This is a genomic window from Methylobacterium sp. E-041, from assembly GCF_022829665.1.
Lineage (GTDB): Bacteria > Pseudomonadota > Alphaproteobacteria > Rhizobiales > Beijerinckiaceae > Methylobacterium.
The window spans coordinates 143,908-162,275 of record NZ_JAKSYQ010000065.1; the positions used below are offsets into that span (position 1 = coordinate 143,908).

Annotated in this window: 16 protein-coding genes; 12 read left to right on the plus strand and 4 right to left on the minus strand. The window is 71.6% G+C overall.

Annotated elements, in window-relative coordinates; translation table 11 throughout:
- The first annotated feature begins 84 nt into the window (after window positions 1-84).
- From MKK70_RS05710 to MKK70_RS05720, 3 genes are all read left to right on the plus strand, one after another.
- Entirely contained in the window at window positions 85-1,038 is a 954-nt protein-coding gene (locus MKK70_RS05710; protein ID WP_243946311.1) for an acetyl-CoA carboxylase carboxyltransferase subunit alpha, read from the plus strand.
- Entirely contained in the window at window positions 1,035-1,784 is a 750-nt protein-coding gene (locus MKK70_RS05715) for a DUF1796 family putative cysteine peptidase (protein WP_243946273.1), read from the plus strand. The genes MKK70_RS05710 and MKK70_RS05715 overlap by 4 nt, the downstream gene beginning before the upstream one ends.
- 152 nt (window positions 1,785-1,936) lie before the next feature.
- Window positions 1,937-3,430, plus strand: a complete 1,494-nt coding sequence (locus tag MKK70_RS05720; protein WP_409568246.1) for a L,D-transpeptidase family protein — start codon at window positions 1,937-1,939, stop codon at window positions 3,428-3,430.
- A 79-nt stretch (window positions 3,431-3,509) separates the two neighbouring features.
- On the opposite strand, the gene MKK70_RS05725 is transcribed toward MKK70_RS05720, so the two are convergent.
- Window positions 3,510-3,683, minus strand: coding sequence for a YqaE/Pmp3 family membrane protein (locus MKK70_RS05725; protein WP_147728777.1), 174 nt, complete (start codon window positions 3,681-3,683; stop codon window positions 3,510-3,512).
- 191 nt (window positions 3,684-3,874) lie between these two features.
- Here MKK70_RS05725 and MKK70_RS05730 point away from each other — a divergent pair, with 191 nt between their 5' ends.
- Together MKK70_RS05730 and MKK70_RS05735 are read left to right on the plus strand one after the other, a co-directional pair.
- Window positions 3,875-5,149: a multidrug effflux MFS transporter gene (locus tag MKK70_RS05730; RefSeq protein ID WP_243946275.1), complete on the plus strand. Its 1,275-nt coding sequence runs from the start codon at window positions 3,875-3,877 to the stop codon at window positions 5,147-5,149.
- Window positions 5,150-5,227: 78 nt separating this feature from the next.
- Window positions 5,228-5,740 carry a DoxX family protein gene (locus MKK70_RS05735; RefSeq protein WP_243946277.1) on the plus strand — a complete coding sequence of 171 codons (513 nt, stop codon included), beginning with the start codon at window positions 5,228-5,230 and terminating at the stop codon, window positions 5,738-5,740.
- Between the two features lie 33 nt (window positions 5,741-5,773).
- On the opposite strand, the gene MKK70_RS05740 is transcribed toward MKK70_RS05735, so the two are convergent.
- Entirely contained in the window at window positions 5,774-6,190 is a 417-nt protein-coding gene (locus tag MKK70_RS05740; protein WP_243946279.1) for an MAPEG family protein, read from the minus strand.
- Between the two features lie 41 nt (window positions 6,191-6,231).
- Complete coding sequence (locus MKK70_RS05745; protein WP_243946281.1) at window positions 6,232-7,653, minus strand: MFS transporter; 1,422 nt, start codon at window positions 7,651-7,653, stop codon at window positions 6,232-6,234.
- Window positions 7,654-7,918: 265 nt separating this feature from the next.
- Here MKK70_RS05745 and MKK70_RS05750 point away from each other — a divergent pair, with 265 nt between their 5' ends.
- From MKK70_RS05750 to panE, 3 genes are all read left to right on the plus strand, one after another.
- Window positions 7,919-8,800 (plus strand): DUF3313 domain-containing protein, encoded by an 882-nt coding sequence (locus tag MKK70_RS05750; protein WP_243946283.1) that lies wholly within the window; start codon window positions 7,919-7,921, stop codon window positions 8,798-8,800.
- 183 nt (window positions 8,801-8,983) lie between these two features.
- Entirely contained in the window at window positions 8,984-10,477 is a 1,494-nt protein-coding gene (gene guaB / locus MKK70_RS05755) for an IMP dehydrogenase (RefSeq protein WP_147728108.1), read from the plus strand.
- A 55-nt stretch (window positions 10,478-10,532) separates the two neighbouring features.
- Window positions 10,533-11,480: a 2-dehydropantoate 2-reductase gene (gene panE / locus MKK70_RS05760; RefSeq protein ID WP_243946285.1), complete on the plus strand. Its 948-nt coding sequence runs from the start codon at window positions 10,533-10,535 to the stop codon at window positions 11,478-11,480.
- Window positions 11,481-11,516: 36 nt separating this feature from the next.
- Here the strand turns inward: panE and MKK70_RS05765 are convergent, their stop codons facing one another.
- A complete protein-coding gene (locus tag MKK70_RS05765) occupies window positions 11,517-11,687 on the minus strand; it encodes a hypothetical protein (RefSeq protein WP_243933395.1) in 171 nt (56 codons plus the stop codon).
- Between the two features lie 202 nt (window positions 11,688-11,889).
- Between MKK70_RS05765 and MKK70_RS05770 the strand changes: the two genes are divergently transcribed.
- The 4 genes from MKK70_RS05770 to MKK70_RS05785 all read left to right on the plus strand — a co-directional run.
- Window positions 11,890-13,191 (plus strand): RsmB/NOP family class I SAM-dependent RNA methyltransferase, encoded by a 1,302-nt coding sequence (locus MKK70_RS05770; protein WP_243946313.1) that lies wholly within the window; start codon window positions 11,890-11,892, stop codon window positions 13,189-13,191.
- Between the two features lie 64 nt (window positions 13,192-13,255).
- Complete coding sequence (locus MKK70_RS05775; RefSeq protein ID WP_243946287.1) at window positions 13,256-14,254, plus strand: alpha/beta hydrolase; 999 nt, start codon at window positions 13,256-13,258, stop codon at window positions 14,252-14,254.
- A gap of 137 nt (window positions 14,255-14,391) precedes the next feature.
- Window positions 14,392-15,948, plus strand: coding sequence for a glutamine-hydrolyzing GMP synthase (gene guaA, locus MKK70_RS05780; RefSeq protein ID WP_147728849.1), 1,557 nt, complete (start codon window positions 14,392-14,394; stop codon window positions 15,946-15,948).
- A gap of 161 nt (window positions 15,949-16,109) precedes the next feature.
- Window positions 16,110-18,368 (plus strand): spermidine synthase (locus MKK70_RS05785; RefSeq protein ID WP_243946289.1); only part of this gene is annotated, 2,259 nt, incomplete at its 3' end.

Here is an 18,368-nt window from a genome sequence, read left to right on the forward strand (position 1 = left end):
CGCCGTTCGCGGCCGGGGCCTTCGGCACCAGCGCCGCAGCCGCACCGGCCTTCGGATGGGAGTACTGTGACGACGATGGCGGCGATGCGCTCCTACCTCGATTTCGAGAAGCCCGTGGCCGAGCTTGAGGCGAAGCTCGAGGAACTCCGCGCCGTCGGCGCCCGCGACGGCGCCGTCGCGATCAGCGAGGAGGTCGGGCGGCTGGAAGCGAAGGCGGCGCAGGCGCTGGCCGAGATCTACGCCAACCTCACCCCCTGGCAGAAGACCCAGGTCGCCCGGCATCCGCAGCGGCCGCACTTCGTCGACTACTGCACCGGGCTGATCGAGGATTTCACGCCGATGGCCGGCGACCGCGGCTTCGGCGAGGACGCGGCGATCGTCGGCGGCATGGGGCGCTTCCGCGGCCGGCCGGTCTGCGTGCTCGGCCAGGAGAAGGGCGCGACCACCGAGACGCGCCTGCGTCACAATTTCGGGATGGCCCGCCCGGAAGGCTACCGCAAGGCGGTGCGCCTGATGGAGCTCGCCGACCGCTTCGGGCTGCCGGTTCTGGCCTTCGTCGACACCGCCGGCGCCTTCCCCGGCATCGAGGCCGAGGAGCGCGGCCAAGCCGAGGCCATCGCCCGCTCGACGGAGGCCTGCCTCGGCCTCGGCGTGGCGAACGTCGCGCTGGTGATCGGGGAGGGCGGGTCGGGCGGCGCCATCGCGCTCGCCACCGCCAACCGCGTCCTGATGATGGAGCACGCGATCTACGGCGTGATCTCGCCCGAGGGCGCCGCCTCGATCCTGTGGCGCGACCAGGGCCGTGCGCCCGACGCCGCCACCGCCATGAAGATCACCGCGCAGGACCTGATGCGGCTCGGCATCATCGACACCATCGTCCCCGAGGCGACCGGCGGCGCCCACCGCGACCGCGCCGGCGCCATCGCCGCGGCGGGCGACGCCCTGGCCGGCGCGCTGGCCGAGTTCGACGGCGTGGCCCCCGACGAGATCCGCGACCGCCGCGTCCGCAAGTTCCTCGAGATCGGCCGGCGCCTGTGAGCCGGCCGGAACCCGGCGGCCCCTACGGCACCGGCTTCCTGCGCGGGCTCGGACGCAGGCTCGGCGGCCTGCTCGGCAGCGAGCGCGAGCCCGGCCCGGTCAACCACGTCTCCTTGGGCGCCCATTGCCAGATGGCGCACGTGCTGAAGACGCTCGGGTTGCGTACCTGGTCGGGGCCGTTCGACTGGATCTTCACCATGCCGGGGATGGTTCGCGACTGCCTCGCCGAAGACTTCGCCGCGCTCCTGGATCGATCGCAGCTCGAGACCATCCCCCTGGACGAGCGGCAGGGCGAGGGCATCTGGCGCGGGCGCCACCGGCTGTATCGCGAGCGCTACGGGCTCGCATGCGTCTTCAACCACCACGATCCGGCCTCGGACGAGGCCGACTACCGCTTCCTCGCCGAAGGGGTCCGCCGTCTGCGGATCGCCCTGTCGAACCCCGTCGCCGAGAACCGATTCTGGCTGTTGACCCACCTCCACACGCCGCCCGAGGTCGCCTACGGCATCTGTGACGTTTTGGCACAGCGGGGATCGGGGAACCATTTAACCTTTCTGCAGCACGTGCCGGGAGGCCCCGCGAGGCGCGTCGTGGCGGCCGAGCCGACGCGCCCCGACCTGCGCTGGCTGACGGTGGAAACCCCTTCCGCATCAGTCGGTTTGCGCCTGGCCGACCCGGTCGACGACGCGTTCCTCGTCGACCTGATCGCGGCGGAGTCGCGGCGCACCCTGCGCCCGTCCCCGTGATCCACATCGGGGCCGGTGGCGCCGAGGCCGGCGGGGGGCGGATCCTTGCGGTAACGGAGGCGTAAGCTTACCAAAGCTAGAGAGTGGGGGAGTGACGCACGACGGCTGCCGACAAGGCCCGCGCGCGGTGTGTTCGAGGACGAGGTTCCCCCATGGCTGTGCGCCGGTTCGCCGTTGCAAGTCTCCACAGAGCGTCCCGCCTGATCGCGCCCGTGGCCGTCGCGGCCGCCCTGTCCCTCGGCGGCTGCCAGGACGGGATGATCAACGGCGCCTCGACGCGCTCGCTCACGCCGATTCCGCCCCAGACCCTGTCCCTGATGCAGACCAAGGGGATGCAGCAGAGCGACCCGATCCTGATCCGCGCCTACAAGAAGGAAGCGGAGATGGAGGTGTGGAAGCGCGGGACCGACGGTCGCTACGCGCTCCTGAAGATCTACCCGATCTGCCGTTGGTCGGGCCAGCTCGGGCCCAAGCGCAAGCAGGGCGATCGCCAGGCGCCGGAGGGATTCTACACGATCACCCCGGGCCAGATGAACCCGAACTCGTCCTACTACCTTTCCTTCGACACCGGTTTCCCGAACGCCTACGACCGGGCGAACGGCAGCACCGGCAACTACCTGATGGTCCACGGCACCTGCTCGTCGGCCGGGTGCTTCGCGATGACAGACGCGTCGATGTCGGAGATCTACGCGGTCGCGCGCGAGGCCTTCGCCGGCGGCCAGCGCGCGTTCCAGTTCCAGTCGTATCCGTTCCGGATGACGGCACAAAACATGGCCAAGTACCGGAACGACCCGAACGCCCCGTTTTGGCGCAACCTCAAGGAAGGCGCCGACTATTTCGAAGCCCTGCGCGACGAGCCGAAGGTCGGGGTCTGCGGCACCAAGTACGTATTCGGCGGCGCGGATGCCGCCGCCGGCTCGTGCACGCCGAAGGTCGATCCGCTCGTCGCCGAGAAGCGCACCCACGACAACCAGGAGATCGCCGAGCTCGTCGCCAAGGGCACGCCGGCGACGCGGGTGGTCTACGACGACGGTGGCGGCAACCCGGTGTTCCGCGCCGAGCAGACCACCGCCTTCGCCAACCTCGGCGGCACCGAGACCGAGCTGCCCTACAGCGCCAAGGATTACGGCCGACACAACCTCGGCGACGTCAGCCGGCCGGAGAGCCTGGCTGCCGGCCCGCGCGAGATCGAGGTCGACGCCAAGGGCCGTCCGGTGATGCTCGCCGCCGCGCCCGAGGCGCCGATCCCGACCAAGGCCGCGGCGTCAGCCCTCGCCAAGGGCGGCAAGGCGGATGCGGGCAAGCCCGGCACGGCCAAGCCCGACGCGATGAAGCCCGGCACGCGGACGCTGATGGCCAAGCAGCCCGACCCCAGCGACGATGGCGTCAAGGAAGCCGCGAAGGCCAAGCCGGCGCGAATCACGGTCGCCGGCGCTGATGACGATCCGAGCACCTACCGGACGCTGCTCGGCAAGGTCTTCGACAAGGACGCGACGCCGACACCCGCGACGCCGACGGCGGACGCGGTCGTTGCCGAGCCGGTGAAGGTCGCCGCGCAGACCGTCAAGGTGGCTCACGCCGCGCCGCGCCCGGTGCGCAAGGTGACGACGACCGCGCTTCGGACGGACAAGCCCGAGAAGCCCTGACCGATCGCGACGCGCTCGGTCGAACGAAGACAGTCGCCGGTCGCGCGACCGGCGGCTGTCTTCGTTTCGGCGATGCCGCTCAGAGCAGAGGGCGGTCGCGGTTCATCAGCCAGAGCGCGTGGATCATGCCGGGCAGGCCGAACATCAGCGTCAGGACGATGTTGAGGAGGAACTGCAGGCCGATACCGTTGGTCACGAGCACGGCGATCGGCGGCAGGAAGATCGCGAGAAGGATGCGGACGAGCGTCGACACGGGAACTCCGGGTATGCAGCGAGTGTTGGCGATGCAACGAAGCTAGGCCGTTTCCGTTCCAGCAGCCGGCGGGGGATCTCCTCGGCGTCCCGTGCATGCGCCGGCCACATCCCCGCCGCGAACCGCCCCGATGAGGCGGCCCGTGCGGCCCTTCCCGTCGGAGGTGTTCCCGCGCCGCCAAGGGCGTTCCCGTGACAGCACCGATCCGGCCCCATCCGCCCGAAGGCCAGGCGATCCCGCGCGCGCGTCCCTGGACCGGGCCGGGCTTCGTCGAGTTCGTGGCCATCGTCGCGCTGATGATGGCGGTCACCGCGATCTCGATCGACAACCTGCTGCCGGCCTTTCCGGCGATCCAGGCCCGTTTCGGCGTCTTCGACCCGAACCACCTGCAATGGCTGATCTACGTCTACATGATCGGCTTCGGCTCGGCCCAGATCGTCTACGGCCCGGTCTCCGACGCCCTCGGGCGACGTCCCGTGCTGATCGGCAGCCTGCTGGTCTACGTCGCCGGAACCCTGCTCGCGATGGTCGCGCCGTCGTTCGGATGGCTGCTCGCCGCCCGCGTGATCCAGGGGCTCGGCGCGGCCGGCGGCCGGGTGCTCTCGACCGCGATCGTGCGCGACCGCTTCGCCGGGCGCGAGATGGCGAGCGTGATGTCCTTCACCATGATGGTGTTCCTGATCGTGCCGATGATCGCGCCGGCGATCGGCGGGGCGATGCTCGCGCTCGGCTCCTGGACCTACGTCTTCGTCTCGATGCTCGCGCTCGCGGGGCTGCTCGCGCTCTGGTTCCTAGCGCGCATGCCCGAGACGCTGCATCCGGAATACCGCCGGCCGCTCTCCTTCGCCGCGACGGGGCAGGCCCTGCGGACCACGCTCGGCTGTCGCGTCGCGATCGGCTACGCCACCGCCCTCGGCCTGCTCACCGGCTGCATCATGGGCTATGTCGGCTCGGCCCAGCAGGTGTTCGACACCGGGCTCTACCACCTCGGCGCGCTGTTCCCCCTGGCCTTCGGGCTGGTCGCGGGCGCCATGGGCGCGGCGACCCTGGTCAACGCCCGGGTCGTCGGACGCCTCGGTATGCGGGCGCTGTCGCATGCGGGGCTGACGGCCTTCGTCGCGGTGGCGCTCGGGCAGGTCGCGATCGGGCTCGCCTATGGCGGGCACCCGCCGCTGGCGCTGTTCCTCGCGGTGCTCGCCGGCAACCAGTTCCTGATCAGCTTCGCGATGCCGAACTTCAACGCGCTCGCCCTGCAGCCGCTCGGCGCGATCGCCGGCACGGCCTCCTCGTTCCTCGGGTTCTACACGACGATCCTCGGCGCGCTCTGCGGCTTCGCGATCGGCCAGTGCTTCGACGGCACGACCCTTCCGATCGCCTTCGGCTATGCCGGGCTCGGCGCGGCCGCGCTCTTCGTGGTGGCGTGGACCGAGCGCGGAAAGCTGTTCCGCGGCGGGGTTTCCGGTTGAGCGCGGGGGCGACTTAACCCGGTCTTCAGCGGTGCGGACGACGATGCCGTCCTCGCCTCAGACCACCGGAGACCACGCGTGATCGCCCGAGCCCAGGACGGACTGCTTCTCGCCGCACGCCTTCTGCTGGCGGCCGCGCTGCTGCCGACCGGCATCGCCCGCGCCCTCAACGTCTCCGGTTTCGCGCTGACGCTGGCCGGCGCCGGCGTGCCGGCCCCGAACGCGGTGGCGACGCTCGCCGTCGTCGTGCAGGTGTTCGGGCCGCTCGCGCTGATCGTCGGCGTGCTGCCGCGGATCACCGGCGTCGCGCTCGCCGGGTTCGCCGGCCTCACGGCGATGCTGCTCCACGCCTTCTGGCAGTTCTCCGGCCCAGCGGCCGCGGCCGAGCGCACGCTCCTGCTCGCCGACCTCGGGCTCGCCGGCGGCTTCCTGATCTACGCGCTCGCCGGACCCGGCGCCTGGAGCTGGCAGGGCTGGCGCGCCGGCGCGACCGGCCGCCCGGCGGCGAAGCCCGCAGCGAAGCCCGCCGCCAGGGGCGCCCCGAAGGCGAGCGCCAACGCGAACCGGCCGCGCCGGGCCAAGGCCGCCTGAGGTGGCCGCGCCGGAGCATGCGCTCCGAGCGGCCTACCGCGACCCCAGGGCGATCAGGCCGAGATGCCCGGCGATCCCGAGGAACGCCACGAAATTGATCCCGAAGACGCGTCCGCGCAGCTTCACGTCGTCGGTCAGGGTCTGCACCGCCGTGTGCACGACCCGGCCGGCGACGAACAGCCAGGCGCAGGCGACGTCGAACCGCCCGACCTCGCCGAAAGCCGCCAGAACCGCGACGCAGCCGACCATCAGCACCGGCAGCTCGAACTGGTTGGCCAGGTTGCGGGTGATCCGCGCGATCGGCCGCGGCTCGTCGCGACCGAGGACGAAGGCGTCGTACGCGACCTCGCCGCGGCTCACGGCGCGCAGGCGCGCCACGGACAGCCAGACGTAGAGCGCCACGATCAGCCCGATCTGAACGATCAGCGGTTGCAGGATCGAGACGTTCACGCGCAGCCTCCGCGAGCGGACCGTGGGAGGGGAGCGAGCACCTATGGCCGGCCCGGTGCGGCGGCGGGCGCGGCACGCGCGATCATCCGGCCCGAGACCTCGGCGCCGGCATCCGGCGCGAGCTGGCGGAAGGCGAAGACCGAGACCGCCGAGATCAGCGCGACGGCGAAGAAGGCCGGGCCGAAATCCGCCGCCATGATCGCGCTGCGGCCATGCCATTCGGCGGCGCCTTCGAGCGCCAGGGCGCCGAGCGTCACGCCGAGGCTCAAGGAGATCTGCTGCGCGACGCTGGCGAGGCTCGTGCCCGCGCTCATCTCGGACTTCTCGAGGTCGGCGTAGGCGATGGCGTTCACGCAGGTGAACTGGATCGAGCGCAGGCAGCCGCCGAGGAACAGGATCCCGAGCATCAGCCAATGCGGGGTGTCGGCGGTGTAGAGGCCGTTCACCGCGAGGAAGAGCGCGGCGAGGACGGCGTTCGCCACCATCACCGGACGGAAGCCGTAGCGGCGCAGGATCCGCGGGCCGATCGTCTTCACGAACATCGCGCCGGCCGCCGCGGCGAAGGTGATCAGTCCCGATTGCAGCGGATCGAGCCCGAAGCCGACCTGGAGCATCAGCGGCAGCAGGAACGGGATCGCGCCGGTACCGATGCGGAACAGGCTGCCGCCGACCACCGCGATGCGGAAGGTCGGATGACGCATGAGGTCGAGGCGCAGGATCGGATGCGCCATCCGCCGCGAGTGCCGGAAGTAGAGCGCGAGCAGCACCGCGCCGCCGCCGAGGCTCGCCCAGGACATCCAGGCCGGCAGCAGGTGGCGGCCGGTCGAGGCCAGCCCCAGCATCAGCGCGGCGAGCCCCGGCCCGAGCATGGCGAAGCCGACGAGATCGAGCGGCGGGCGCTCGGGCTCGCGCACGTCCTCGAAGAACAGGGTCGCGAGCACGATCCCGACGATGCCGATCGGAATGTTGATGAAGAAGATCCAGCGCCAGTCGAGATAGGTGGTGATCAGGCCGCCGAGCGGCGGCCCCATGATCGGGCCGATCAGCGCCGGGATCGTCAGGTAGGCCAGCGCCGAGACGAGCTCGGCCTTCGGCACGCTGCGCAGGATCACCAGGCGGCCGACGGGCACCATCATCGCGCCCCCCAAGCCCTGCAGGAACCGGGCGCCGACGAAGCCGGCGAGCCCGCTCGAGACGGCGCAGGCGACGGAGCCCGCCATGAACACCGCGATTGCCGCGCGGAACACCGTGCGCGATCCGTAGCGGTCGGCCATCCAGCCGCTGATGGGGATGAAGATCGCCAGGCTGACGAGATAGGCGGTCAGTGCGAGCTTCAGGGCGATCGGATCCTCGCCGAGGCTCTGAGCGATGGTCGGCAGCGCCGTGGCGATCACCGTCGAGTCGGTGTTCTCCATGAACAGGGCGGTGGCGACGACGAGGGGGACGATCTGGGATGCGCGCATCGGGCCGGGCAAGCGTTCGGGGCACCCGGCATCGTGGCGACGGCCGGGCGTGCGGCGCAGCGCTTGACACGGGATGTGCGCCCGGTCGATCCGTGGCGGATCGGCCACGCTTTGTTTCCGAACATGGCTGAACCGCGCCGCAACCCTTCCGAGCAGGCCGGATCGGCCTTAAGCTTTACGGTAACGATGCCGTGTCCCCGCGCGGCGCCCCGCTCCACGGCGGCGGAGCCCGGGACGACGCGGCGACACCCGCGAAAGTGACAGGATGCTTCGTCCGCCGACACTGCCCCGATCGCTGCCGCGGCTCGTCGCCGCGTCCGCGGTGATGTTCGTCCTCGGCGCCTGCGGCACCGTGCTCCTCAACGATGTCGGCTCGCTCAGCCGCTACGACCGGCTCCGGGCCAGCACCGAGGCCTCGACCACGGCGCGCCTCTACGCCGACGCCGACGCGCTCGCCCGGACCAGGACCGTCCGGATCATCCCGACGCAATTCCCGGCCAACGTCTCCGGTGCGGTCGGCATCAGCGAGGCGGAGCGCCGGCTGGTCGCCAACAACGCCGACCGCGCGCTCTGCTACGAGCTGTCGCTGCGCTACGACGTGGTGTCGAGCCGCAACGCCGACCTGACCGTGCGCGCCCAGGTGACCCGCGTCGACCCGACCGACCTGATCGGCGCCGGCGCCACCATCGGCACCTCCGCCGCCGTCACCGTCGCCGGCCAGGTCGGCATCGGCTTCGCCGAGGGCCTCGGGCGCATCCCGATCCCGCGGGTGCCGATCGGTCTCGGAAGCCTCACCGTCGAGGCCGAGGCGCTCGACCGCCGCCACGAGCAGCGGGCGGCGATGGTCTGGGGCGGAGCGGCCAACTCGTTCACGAGCCAGCCGCGCTACTCGCACATCAGCGACGCCTACGATCTCGCCGGCGATTTCGGCCAGGATTTCGGGTTCTACCTCGCCACCGGCGAGGACCCGTTCAAGGCGCCGCTGACCCTGCCGAACTGGAACCGCATCCGGGTGACCACGCTCGGCGAGGCGCCCCTCGACCCCGATTGCGAGGCGTTCGGCCGGGCGCCCGGCCTCGATGGGATCCTCACCGACTACATCGGCCTGCCGCCGGACTATTCCGACAAGGGGCCGCGCGTCCGCTGAGGCGGGGAGGGCGGTCGCGGGCGCCATGCGGCGAACGCAACCGGCCCACGCGGGGTTTATCCCGTGCCGCGCCGGGTTGCCGCCTTTGCGGGCACCCCACCGCATGATACTGGCCCGTGCCAACCCGCTCCATGCCGAACCCGACCTCGCGTCGGCTCGGCAGCCCTTCAGGACCGTTGGCTCATGGCCCGTATCAGCTCCGCTTCGATCATCGAGGGCCTGACCTTCGACGACGTCCTCCTGCGTCCGGCCGCCTCGTCGGTGATGCCGACCGAGGTCAACGTGGCGACGCAGCTGACGCGCACCATCAGCCTGAACCTGCCGATCGTCGCCTCGGCGATGGACACCGTCACCGAGGCGCCGATGGCGATCGCCATGGCCCAGAACGGCGGCCTCGGCGTCATCCACCGCAACCTCGAGCCGGCGGAGCAGGCCGAGCAGGTCCGCCTCGTCAAGAAGTACGAGTCGGGCATGGTGCTCAACCCGATCACCATCCATCCCGACGAGACACTGGCCGACGCCTTCGAGGTGATGAAGGCCAACCGCATCTCCGGCATCCCGGTGGTCGAGCGCGGCCCGAACGGCTCGCGCGGCAAGCTCGTCGGCATCCTCACCAACCGCGACGTGCGCTTCGCGACGCATCCGGCCCAGCCCGTCTCCGAGCTGATGACCCGCGACCGGCTGATCACGGTGCGCGAGGGCGTGACGCAGGACGAGGCCAAGCACCTCCTGCACCAGTTCCGGATCGAGAAGCTGCTCGTGGTCGACGACCACTTCCGCTGCATCGGCCTGATCACGGTCAAGGACATCGAGAAGCAGGTCACCTACCCGAAGGCGGTCAAGGACGAGCAGGGCCGGCTGCGGGTCGCGGCGGCCACCACCACCGGCGACCAGGGCTTCGAGCGGGCCGAGCGCCTGATCGATGCCGGCTGCGACGTGATCGTGGTCGACACCGCGCACGGCCACTCGATCAAGGTGCTCGACAGCGTGCGCCGGGTGAAGCAGCTCTCCAACGCCGTGCAGGTCATCGCCGGCAACGTCGCGACCCGCGAGGGCACGCAGGCGCTGATCGACGCGGGCGCGGACGCGGTGAAGGTCGGCATCGGGCCGGGCTCGATCTGCACCACCCGCATCGTCGCCGGCGTCGGCGTGCCGCAGCTCACCGCGATCATGGAGGCGGTCGAGGCCGCTCACGACGCCGGCATCCCGGTGATCGCCGACGGCGGCATCAAGTATTCCGGCGACCTCGCCAAGGCGATCGCCGCCGGCGCCTCGGTGGCGATGCTCGGCTCGCTGCTCGCCGGCACGGACGAGGCCCCCGGCGAGGTGTTCCTGTACCAGGGCCGCTCCTACAAGAGCTACCGCGGCATGGGCTCGGTCGGCGCGATGGCCCGCGGCTCGGCCGACCGCTACTTCCAGGCCGAGGTCAACGACACTCACAAGCTCGTGCCCGAGGGCATCGAGGGGCAGGTGCCGTACAAGGGCCCCGTGGCGGCCGTCCTGCACCAGCTCGCCGGCGGCCTGCGCGCCGCCATGGGCTATGTCGGCGCCCCGAGCGTGCCGGAGTTCCAGGAGCGCGCGCAGTTCATCCGCATCACCAATGCCGGCCTGCGCGAGAGCCACGTCCATGACGTGACGATCACCCGCGAGAGCCCGAACTACCCCTCGCGCACCTGAGGCGGGGCGGCGTCACGGGCGGGTCCGGCGGGAAACGGTGTTTCGGAGAGCGACGATGCGGGTGCTGGTGGTCGGGGCCGGGGCGACCGGCGGCTATTACGGGGCGCGGCTCGCGGAGGCCGGGCGCGACGTGACCTTCCTCGTCCGCCCGGCGCGGGCGGACAAGCTCGCGGCGAACGGGCTCGTCGTGGAAAGCAAGCTCGGCGACCTGCATCTCGCCGCGCCCAAGACCGTCACGGCGGCCGCGCTGCCCGCGGCCGGCGGCTTCGACCTCGTCCTGCTCTCGTGCAAGGCCTACGACCTCGCCGGCGCCCTCGACGACCTCGGGCCGGCGGTGGGGGACGGCACCGCCATCCTGCCGATCCTCAACGGGATGGCGCATCTCGACGCGCTGGACGCGCGCTTCGGCGCGGCCAGCGTGCTCGGCGGCTCCTGCGCCATCGCGGCGACGCTGGGGCCTGAGGGCGCAATCCGCCACATGAGCGACTTCTGCACGCTGACCTTCGGCGAGCGCGACGGCTCCCGATCCAAGCGCTGCGACGCGATCGAGACGCTGATGCGGGACGTGAAGTTCCAGCCGCGCCTGTCCGACAGGATCGTGCTGGAGATGTGGGAGAAGTGGGTGTTCCTCGCCACGCTGGCCGGCGCGACCACCCTGATGCGCGGCACCGTCGGCGACATCGTCGGGGCCGAGGGCGGCCGCGACTTCATAGCCGGCCTGCACGACGAATGCCTCGCCATCGCCGCGGCGAACGGATTCGCGCCGCGCGAGAAGGTGGCGGCCCAGGCCCGGACCACGCTGACCACGGAAGACTCGCCGCTCACCGCCTCTATGCTGCGCGACATCGAGGGCAGGGGCCGGATCGAGGCCGACCATGTCGTCGGCGACCTGATCGCCCGCGGGCGCTCGGCCACGCCGGACACCGCGCTGCCGCATCTCGAGCGGGTCTTCACCGGCCTCAAGACCTATGAGCGCCGCCGCGCCCGCGAACAGGCGGCCTGAGATCTCGGCCCGCGCGGGCCGGGGTCCGGAGATCCTTCAGTAGCGCGGGCCGGGAGGCGGGGGCGGGTTGCCGTATTCGAGCTGCGTCTTGGCATCGAGCGGGCGCCGCGGCGGCGGCGTCAGGTCGGGAGCGGCCGGTGCGGTGGAGCAGGCGGCGACCGCCAGCATCAGGATGCCGGCGAGGCTGAGGTGGATCACGGGCGACATGGGTTCTTCCGGCCTTCGCGACGGCGGGTTCCGTCGGAGCCTGCAGGTCTGAGCGCCGATCGTGCCGGAAGCTCGGCCGTATCGTGTCCGCGGCGCGGGTTAAGCGTGGCCGTATCGTGGCCGCGCGGATTTCCTTCGACAGGCGGGGCGCTGCGGGTCTATCGCGCTCGCGACACGCCTTCATCCGACAAAGGAGACCGTCCTGACTCCAGCCGCCCGCTGCGCCGCCGCCATCGAGGTGCTCGCCGACATCGCCGGTCGTCGCCGACCGGCCGCCGACGCCCTCAAGGATTGGGGCCTGAGCCACCGCTTCGCTGGATCGGGCGACCGCGGCGGCATCGCCAGCCTCGTCTACGACGCCCTGCGGCGGCGGTCCTCGGCCGCCTGGATCATGGGCGACGACGGCCCGCGCGCGGTGCTGCTCGGGTCGCTGCGGCTGCAGCAGGGTCTCGCCGCCCCCTCGATCGCGGCGCTGTTCAGCGGCGAGGGTTTCGCGCCGGAGAAGCTCAACGACGACGAGGCACGGCGCCTGGCCGAGGGAAACCTAGCCGACGCGCCGCCACACGTCGCGGGCGACGTCCCCGAATGGGTGCTGCCGCAGCTGGAGGCGATCCTCGGCGCCGATCTCCTGCCGGAGCTGAAGGCGCTCGCCCGGCGTGCGCCCCTCGACATCCGCGTCAACGCCCTCAAGGGCGACCGCGCGGCGGCGATGCCGGGCCTCGCCCACCATGCGGCCGCGCCGACGCCGCACGCGCCGATGGGCCTGCGCGTCCCGATCGGCGCGGACGGGCGCGGGCCGGCGCTGCATGTCGAGCCGGAATTCCTCGACGGCTGGTACGAGATCCAGGACGAGGGCTCGCAGCTCGCCGCCATGCTGACCGGCGCCGGCGAGGCTGAGACGATCGTCGACCTTTGCGCCGGCGGCGGCGGCAAGACCCTGGCGCTGGCGGCATTGACCGGGAACGGCGGTCGCCTGATCGCCACCGACGACGATCCGCGCCGCCTCGCGCCGATCCACGAGCGCCTGAGGCGCTCCGGCGCGAACGCGGAGGTGCGCACGCCCCGCGGCGGCCGGGTGCGCACGGACGTGCTCGCCGACCTCGACGGACAGGCCGACCGCGTGCTGGTGGACGCGCCCTGCACCGGCACCGGCACCTGGCGCCGCAACCCCGACGCGAAGTGGCGCCTGCGCCCGAACAACCTTGCCGCGCGGGTCGCCGAGCAGGCGACGGTGCTCGACCGCGCCGGCCGGCTGGTGCGGCCCGGCGGCCGCATCACCTACGTCACCTGCTCGCTCCTGCCGGCGGAGAACGACGACGCGGTGGCCGGCTTCCTCGCGCGCGGCGCCGGGGCCTTCGCGGTCGTGCCGGCACGCGACGTCGCCGAGGCCCATGCCCCGGGCTTGGCGGAGACGCTGCGCTTCACCGCGCATGGGCTGCAGATGAGCCCGGCGCGAACCGGCACGGACGGGTTCTACGTCGCGACCCTGGCGCGAGCCCGCTGAGGATCGCAACCGCTCCGTCCAGCCGGCGTTGTCCGAGCGATTCCGAAGACACCGCAGGAGACCGATGGGCCTGGACCGGAGAACGCTCCTGGCTGCGACCGCGGCCGCGATGGCGGGGCAGGGCGCCGCACATGCCCAAGCCCCGCTCAACCCGCCGGGCGAGCTGGTCCCGGCCCTGCCGCGGACGGCACCCGGCGCGCAGCTCCAGGTCATCGATCTCTGGCCGGGCGATCCGCCGGGCGGCGGCGAGGGTCCGGATCCGAACGGCTACCGCTTCGACGAGACGGTGCGCGGCGTCATCACCAAGGTCGAGCGCCCCTGCCTGCTGGTGATCCGGCCGGACAAGCCGAACGGATCGGCGATGATCGTCGCGGCCGGCGGCGGCTACCGCTTCATCGACATCGGCAACGAGGGCGTGCCCGTCGGCCAGATGCTGACGGCGGCCGGCATCACCGTGTTCCTGCTGATCTACCGGCTGCCCGGCGAGGGCTGGGACAACGGCCCCGATGCACCGCGGCAGGACGCGCAGCGCTCGGTGCGGCTGGTGCGGGCGCAATCGACCGAGCTCGGCATCGATCCCGCCCGCGTCGGGGTGCTGGGCTTCTCGGCCGGCGGGCACCTGATGGGCGAGACCGCGGTCGGCAACCAGAACCTCTACCCGCCGGTCGACGCGCACGACGCCCTGCCGTACCGCCCGGCGCTCGCCGGGCTGCTCTATCCCGTCATCACCATGAAGGCGCCTTTCGACGGCACCTCCACCCGCCGCGTGCTCGTCGGCGACGAGGTCACCGAGGTCGAGATGCGGACCTACTCGGTCGACGTGCAGGTCCGCGCCGACACGCCGCCGATGTTCATGGCGCAGGCGATGGACGATCCGATCGCGGTCTGCGACCACGTGCTCCTGATGTTCACCGCCCTGCGCAAGGCGAAGATACCGGCCGAGATGCACCTGTTCGAGCGCGGCGGCCACGGTTTCGGGCTCGGGCCGCCCGGCACGCCGGTGGCGGCGTGGCCGAACCTGTTCCTCGCCTGGCTTCGCGTGCGCGGGTTCCTGGCGACGTGATGGACACCGCGACGCCCGCGCCTCCGCCCGGGCGCCCAGGGGGAATCCCGTGCCCATGCGCGTCGTGAACAGGCTCGCGCGGCCCGCATGCGACGGCTGCGTTGCACGGCGCAATCGCCTCGTCTAACGCGAGAAGCATGAACACCGACCACGACAAGATCCTGATCGTCGATTTCGGCTCGCAGGTGACCCAGCTCATCGCCCGGCGCGTCCGGGAGGAGGGGGTCTATTGCGAGATCGTGCCGTTCACCAAGGCGGCGGAGGCCTTCGCCGAAACGCGGCCGAAGGGCGTGATCCTGTCGGGCGGCCCCGAATCGGTGACGAGCGACGCCTCGCCGCGAACCCCGCAGGTGGTGTTCGATTCGGGCGTCCCGGTCTTCGGCATCTGCTACGGCCAGCAGACGATGGCGGCCCAGCTCGGCGGCGAGGTCGAGGGTGGCCACCATGCCGAGTTCGGCCGCGCCGAGATCGAGATCATCTCGGAATGCCCCCTGTTCAAGGGCGTCTGGCACGTCGGCGAGCATTACCCCGTCTGGATGAGCCACGGCGACCGGGTCACCAAGCTGCCCGACGGCTTCACCACCGTGGCGATCTCGAAGAACGCCCCCTTCGCGGCGGTGGCCGACGAGGCCCGCAACTACTACGCGGTGCAGTTCCACCCGGAGGTGGCGCACACGCCGCACGGCGCCCTGCTGATCCGCAACTTCGTGCGCGACATCGCCGGCTGCTCGGGCGATTGGACCATGGGCGCCTACCGCGCCGAGGCGATCGCCAAGATCCGCGAGCAGGTCGGATCCGAGAAGGTGATCTGCGGCCTCTCGGGCGGCGTCGATTCGTCGGTGGCGGCCGTGCTGCTGCACGAGGCGATCGGCGATCAGCTCACCTGCGTCTTCGTCGACCACGGGCTGCTGCGCATGGGCGAGGCCGAGGAGGTCGTGCGGCTGTTCCGCGACCATTACAACATCCCGCTCGTCCACGTGCAGGCGCAGGACCTGTTCCTCGACGCCCTCACCGGCGTCAGCGACCCCGAGGAGAAGCGCAAGACCATCGGCCGCCTGTTCATCGACGTGTTCGACGCGGAATCGAAGAAGATCGGCGGCGCGGCGTTCCTGGCCCAGGGCACGCTCTACCCGGACGTGATCGAGAGCGTGTCGTTCTCCGGCGGCCCCTCGGTGACGATCAAGAGCCACCACAACGTCGGCGGCCTGCCGGCGCGCATGAACATGAAGCTCGTCGAGCCGCTGCGCGAGCTGTTCAAGGACGAGGTCCGCGTGCTCGGGCGCGAGCTCGGCCTGCCCGACGCCTTCGTCGGCCGCCATCCGTTCCCGGGGCCCGGGCTCGCGATCCGCTGTCCCGGCACGATCACGCCGGAGAAGCTGGAGGCCCTGCGCAAGGCCGACGCGATCTACCTCGACGAGATCCGCCGCGCCGGCCTCTACGACACGATCTGGCAGGCCTTCGCGGTGATCCTGCCGGTCAAGACCGTCGGCGTGATGGGCGACGGGCGCACCTACGACCACGTCTGCGCGCTGCGCGCCGTCACCTCGGTCGACGGCATGACGGCCGACTTCTACCCGTTCGACATGGCCTTCCTCGGCCGGGTCGCGACCCGGATCATCAACGAGGTCAAGGGCATCAACCGCGTCACCTACGACATCACCTCGAAGCCGCCCGGCACGATCGAGTGGGAATGACCCGGGTTTTTGCTGCTTGCATCGCGGCACGGCCGATCAGGGCTACGGACCCGCACATTATTTCTCTTGAGTCATGAAGATGGTGACTGGTCGATGAGGGACAGTTAATGCCGCTCGGCTAACCTTCGCGCCTCGCCGCCTCGGGTGGGGGATTGCGAACCATGACCGCCAGCAAAGCCGAACCGATCGGCGTCGACCCGTCCGGCCGGACGGCAGCGATCGGCCGCGACCTCGTCCAGACCCTCGTATTCGCAGGTACGCTGCTCCTGGCGGCGTTCCTGCTCTTCGTCCTGCAGCCGATCTTCACCAAGCGCGTCCTTCCCGTCCTCGGCGGCACGCCCGCGGTGTGGTCGGTCGGGACGGTGGTGTTCCAGGGGCTGCTGCTCGCGGGCTACGCCTACGCGCATGCGACGACGCGCTGGCTGTCGCTGCGTGCCTCGGTCGCGCTGCACGGTCTCGTGCTGCTCGCCGGGGCGGCGTTCCTGCCGATCACGGTCTCGCTGGACGCCGCGGCGCAAGGCGGCGACGAGGCCGTCTGGCTCGTCGGCCTGTTCCTGGCCTCGATCGGCGCGCCGTTCTTCGCCCTGTCGGCGAGCGCTCCACTGCTGCAGGCGTGGTTCGCCCGGTCCGGCAACGATCGGGCACAGGATCCGTACTTCCTCTACCGCGCCTCCAATCTCGGCTCGTTCTCCGCCCTGATCGCCTATCCGCTGGCGATCGAGCCGATCCTCGGGCTCGCCGAGCAGACCAGGCTGTGGTCCGCCGGCTATGCCGCGGCCGCGGCCGCGGTCGCGGCCTGCGCGCTCACGGTCGTCGGCCGAGGCGGCGCGCACGGGATCGTCGCGCCGGCGCGGACGACCGGCACGGCGCACGCGGCTCCGAGCCTGGCGCGGCGCGGCGCCTGGATCGGCCTGTCGGCCGTCCCCTCCGGCCTGCTCGTCGCCGTGACGGCGCACATCACCATGGATGTGGCCGCCATCCCGCTGATGTGGGTGCTGCCGCTGGCGCTCTACCTCCTGACCTTCGTCATCGCCTTCCGCCCGCTCGCATCCTGGCCGGACCGTCCCCTGGCCGCCGCGCAGGCTTGGGGGACCGCGATCGTCCTCGGCGCGGCCGTGGTCGGCCGGCTGCCCTTCGCCGTCGACCTGCCGCTGAGCCTCGGCCTCTGCTTCGTCGCCGGCCTCGTTGCCCACCGCGCCGTCTTCTGCCTGCGCCCCGAGCCGGGCCGGCTGACCGAGTTCTATCTCTGCACCTCGCTCGGCGGGATGCTCGGCGGCCTGTTCGCGGCCCTGATCGCGCCGCGGCTGTTTGCGACGATCGCCGAATATCCGATCCTGCTGGTGGCGGCGCTCGCCTGCCGTCCCGGCGTCTTCGTCCGCGCCCGCCCCGTCGGCATCGTGGCGATGCGTCGCCTTGTCGGGACGCTTGCCGGGCTGGTCGGGCTCGCCATCCTCGTCCGCTACGCTCCCGACGCGGCGCCGCGCGCCGCAGCGGGCGTGATGATGACGGTCCTGCTGCTGAACTGGCGCGCGCCGCAGGCAGCCTTCGGCTTTGCCGCCCTGTTCTGCGGGCTGGTGCTGGCGATGCCGCATCTGACGATCCAGGACATCGAGAGCCGCCGCAGCTTCTTCGGGGTCCACCGCATCGAGACCGATCCGCAGGGACGCTTCCGCCTGCTCTCGCACGGCACGACCCTGCACGGCGCCATGCGCATCCGCGAGGACGACGGCAGCCCGGTTGTCGGGCCGCCGGAGCCGACGACCTACTACGCCACCGGCAACGCCATCGCCGACGTCCTCGAGGTCGCCCGCCGCGCCTACGGGCCGGTGCCGCGGGTCTCGGTGGTCGGGCTCGGGGCCGGCAGCCTCGCCTGCCAGGCGCGGGCCGGGGAAGCCTGGACGTTCTACGAGATCGATCCGGTGGTCGTCGCGATCGCGCGCGATCCGAGCCTGTTCCGCTTCCTCTCCGCCTGCGCGCCGTCGGCCCGCATCGTCCAGGGCGACGCACGCCTGACCCTGGCCCGCGCGACCGAGCCGGCCCGCGTGCTGATCGTCGACGCGTTCTCCTCGGACGCGATCCCGATGCACCTGCTCACCGGCGAGGCCGTGGCGCTCTACCGCGACCGCCTCGACGCGCAGGGGGTGCTGGCGCTCCACATCTCCAACCAGCATTTCGACCTGCGGCCGGCGCTCGCCCGTGCCGCGGCGGAACAGGGCCTCGCGCTTCTCCAGCGCATCGACCCGATCGTCGAGCCGATCGAACGGCGTTTCCGCGCTCCGGCGATGGTGGTGATCGCGACGCGCGATGCGGCGATCCGGCGGGAGGCCGCGCGGCTCGGCTGGACGCCCGTCGTCCCCGACATGACGCGGCGGCCCTGGACGGACGACTACGCCAACGTGCTGGAGGCCTTCCTCGACATG

What these genes read in the sequence shown, in the direction of transcription:
- guaB (WP_147728108.1), top strand. Translation starts at nt 8,984, where the DNA reads ATGGCCCGTATCAGCTCCGCTTCGATCATCGAGGGCCTGACCTTCGAC.
- MKK70_RS05745 (WP_243946281.1), bottom strand. Translation starts at nt 7,653, where the DNA reads ATGCGCGCATCCCAGATCGTCCCCCTCGTCGTCGCCACCGCCCTGTTC.
- MKK70_RS05775 (WP_243946287.1), top strand. Translation starts at nt 13,256, where the DNA reads ATGGGCCTGGACCGGAGAACGCTCCTGGCTGCGACCGCGGCCGCGATG.
- panE (WP_243946285.1), top strand. Translation starts at nt 10,533, where the DNA reads ATGCGGGTGCTGGTGGTCGGGGCCGGGGCGACCGGCGGCTATTACGGG.
- MKK70_RS05750 (WP_243946283.1), top strand. Translation starts at nt 7,919, where the DNA reads ATGCTTCGTCCGCCGACACTGCCCCGATCGCTGCCGCGGCTCGTCGCC.
- MKK70_RS05765 (WP_243933395.1), bottom strand. Translation starts at nt 11,687, where the DNA reads ATGTCGCCCGTGATCCACCTCAGCCTCGCCGGCATCCTGATGCTGGCG.
- MKK70_RS05710 (WP_243946311.1), top strand. Translation starts at nt 85, where the DNA reads ATGCGCTCCTACCTCGATTTCGAGAAGCCCGTGGCCGAGCTTGAGGCG.
- guaA (WP_147728849.1), top strand. Translation starts at nt 14,392, where the DNA reads ATGAACACCGACCACGACAAGATCCTGATCGTCGATTTCGGCTCGCAG.
- MKK70_RS05720 (WP_409568246.1), top strand. Translation starts at nt 1,937, where the DNA reads ATGGCTGTGCGCCGGTTCGCCGTTGCAAGTCTCCACAGAGCGTCCCGC.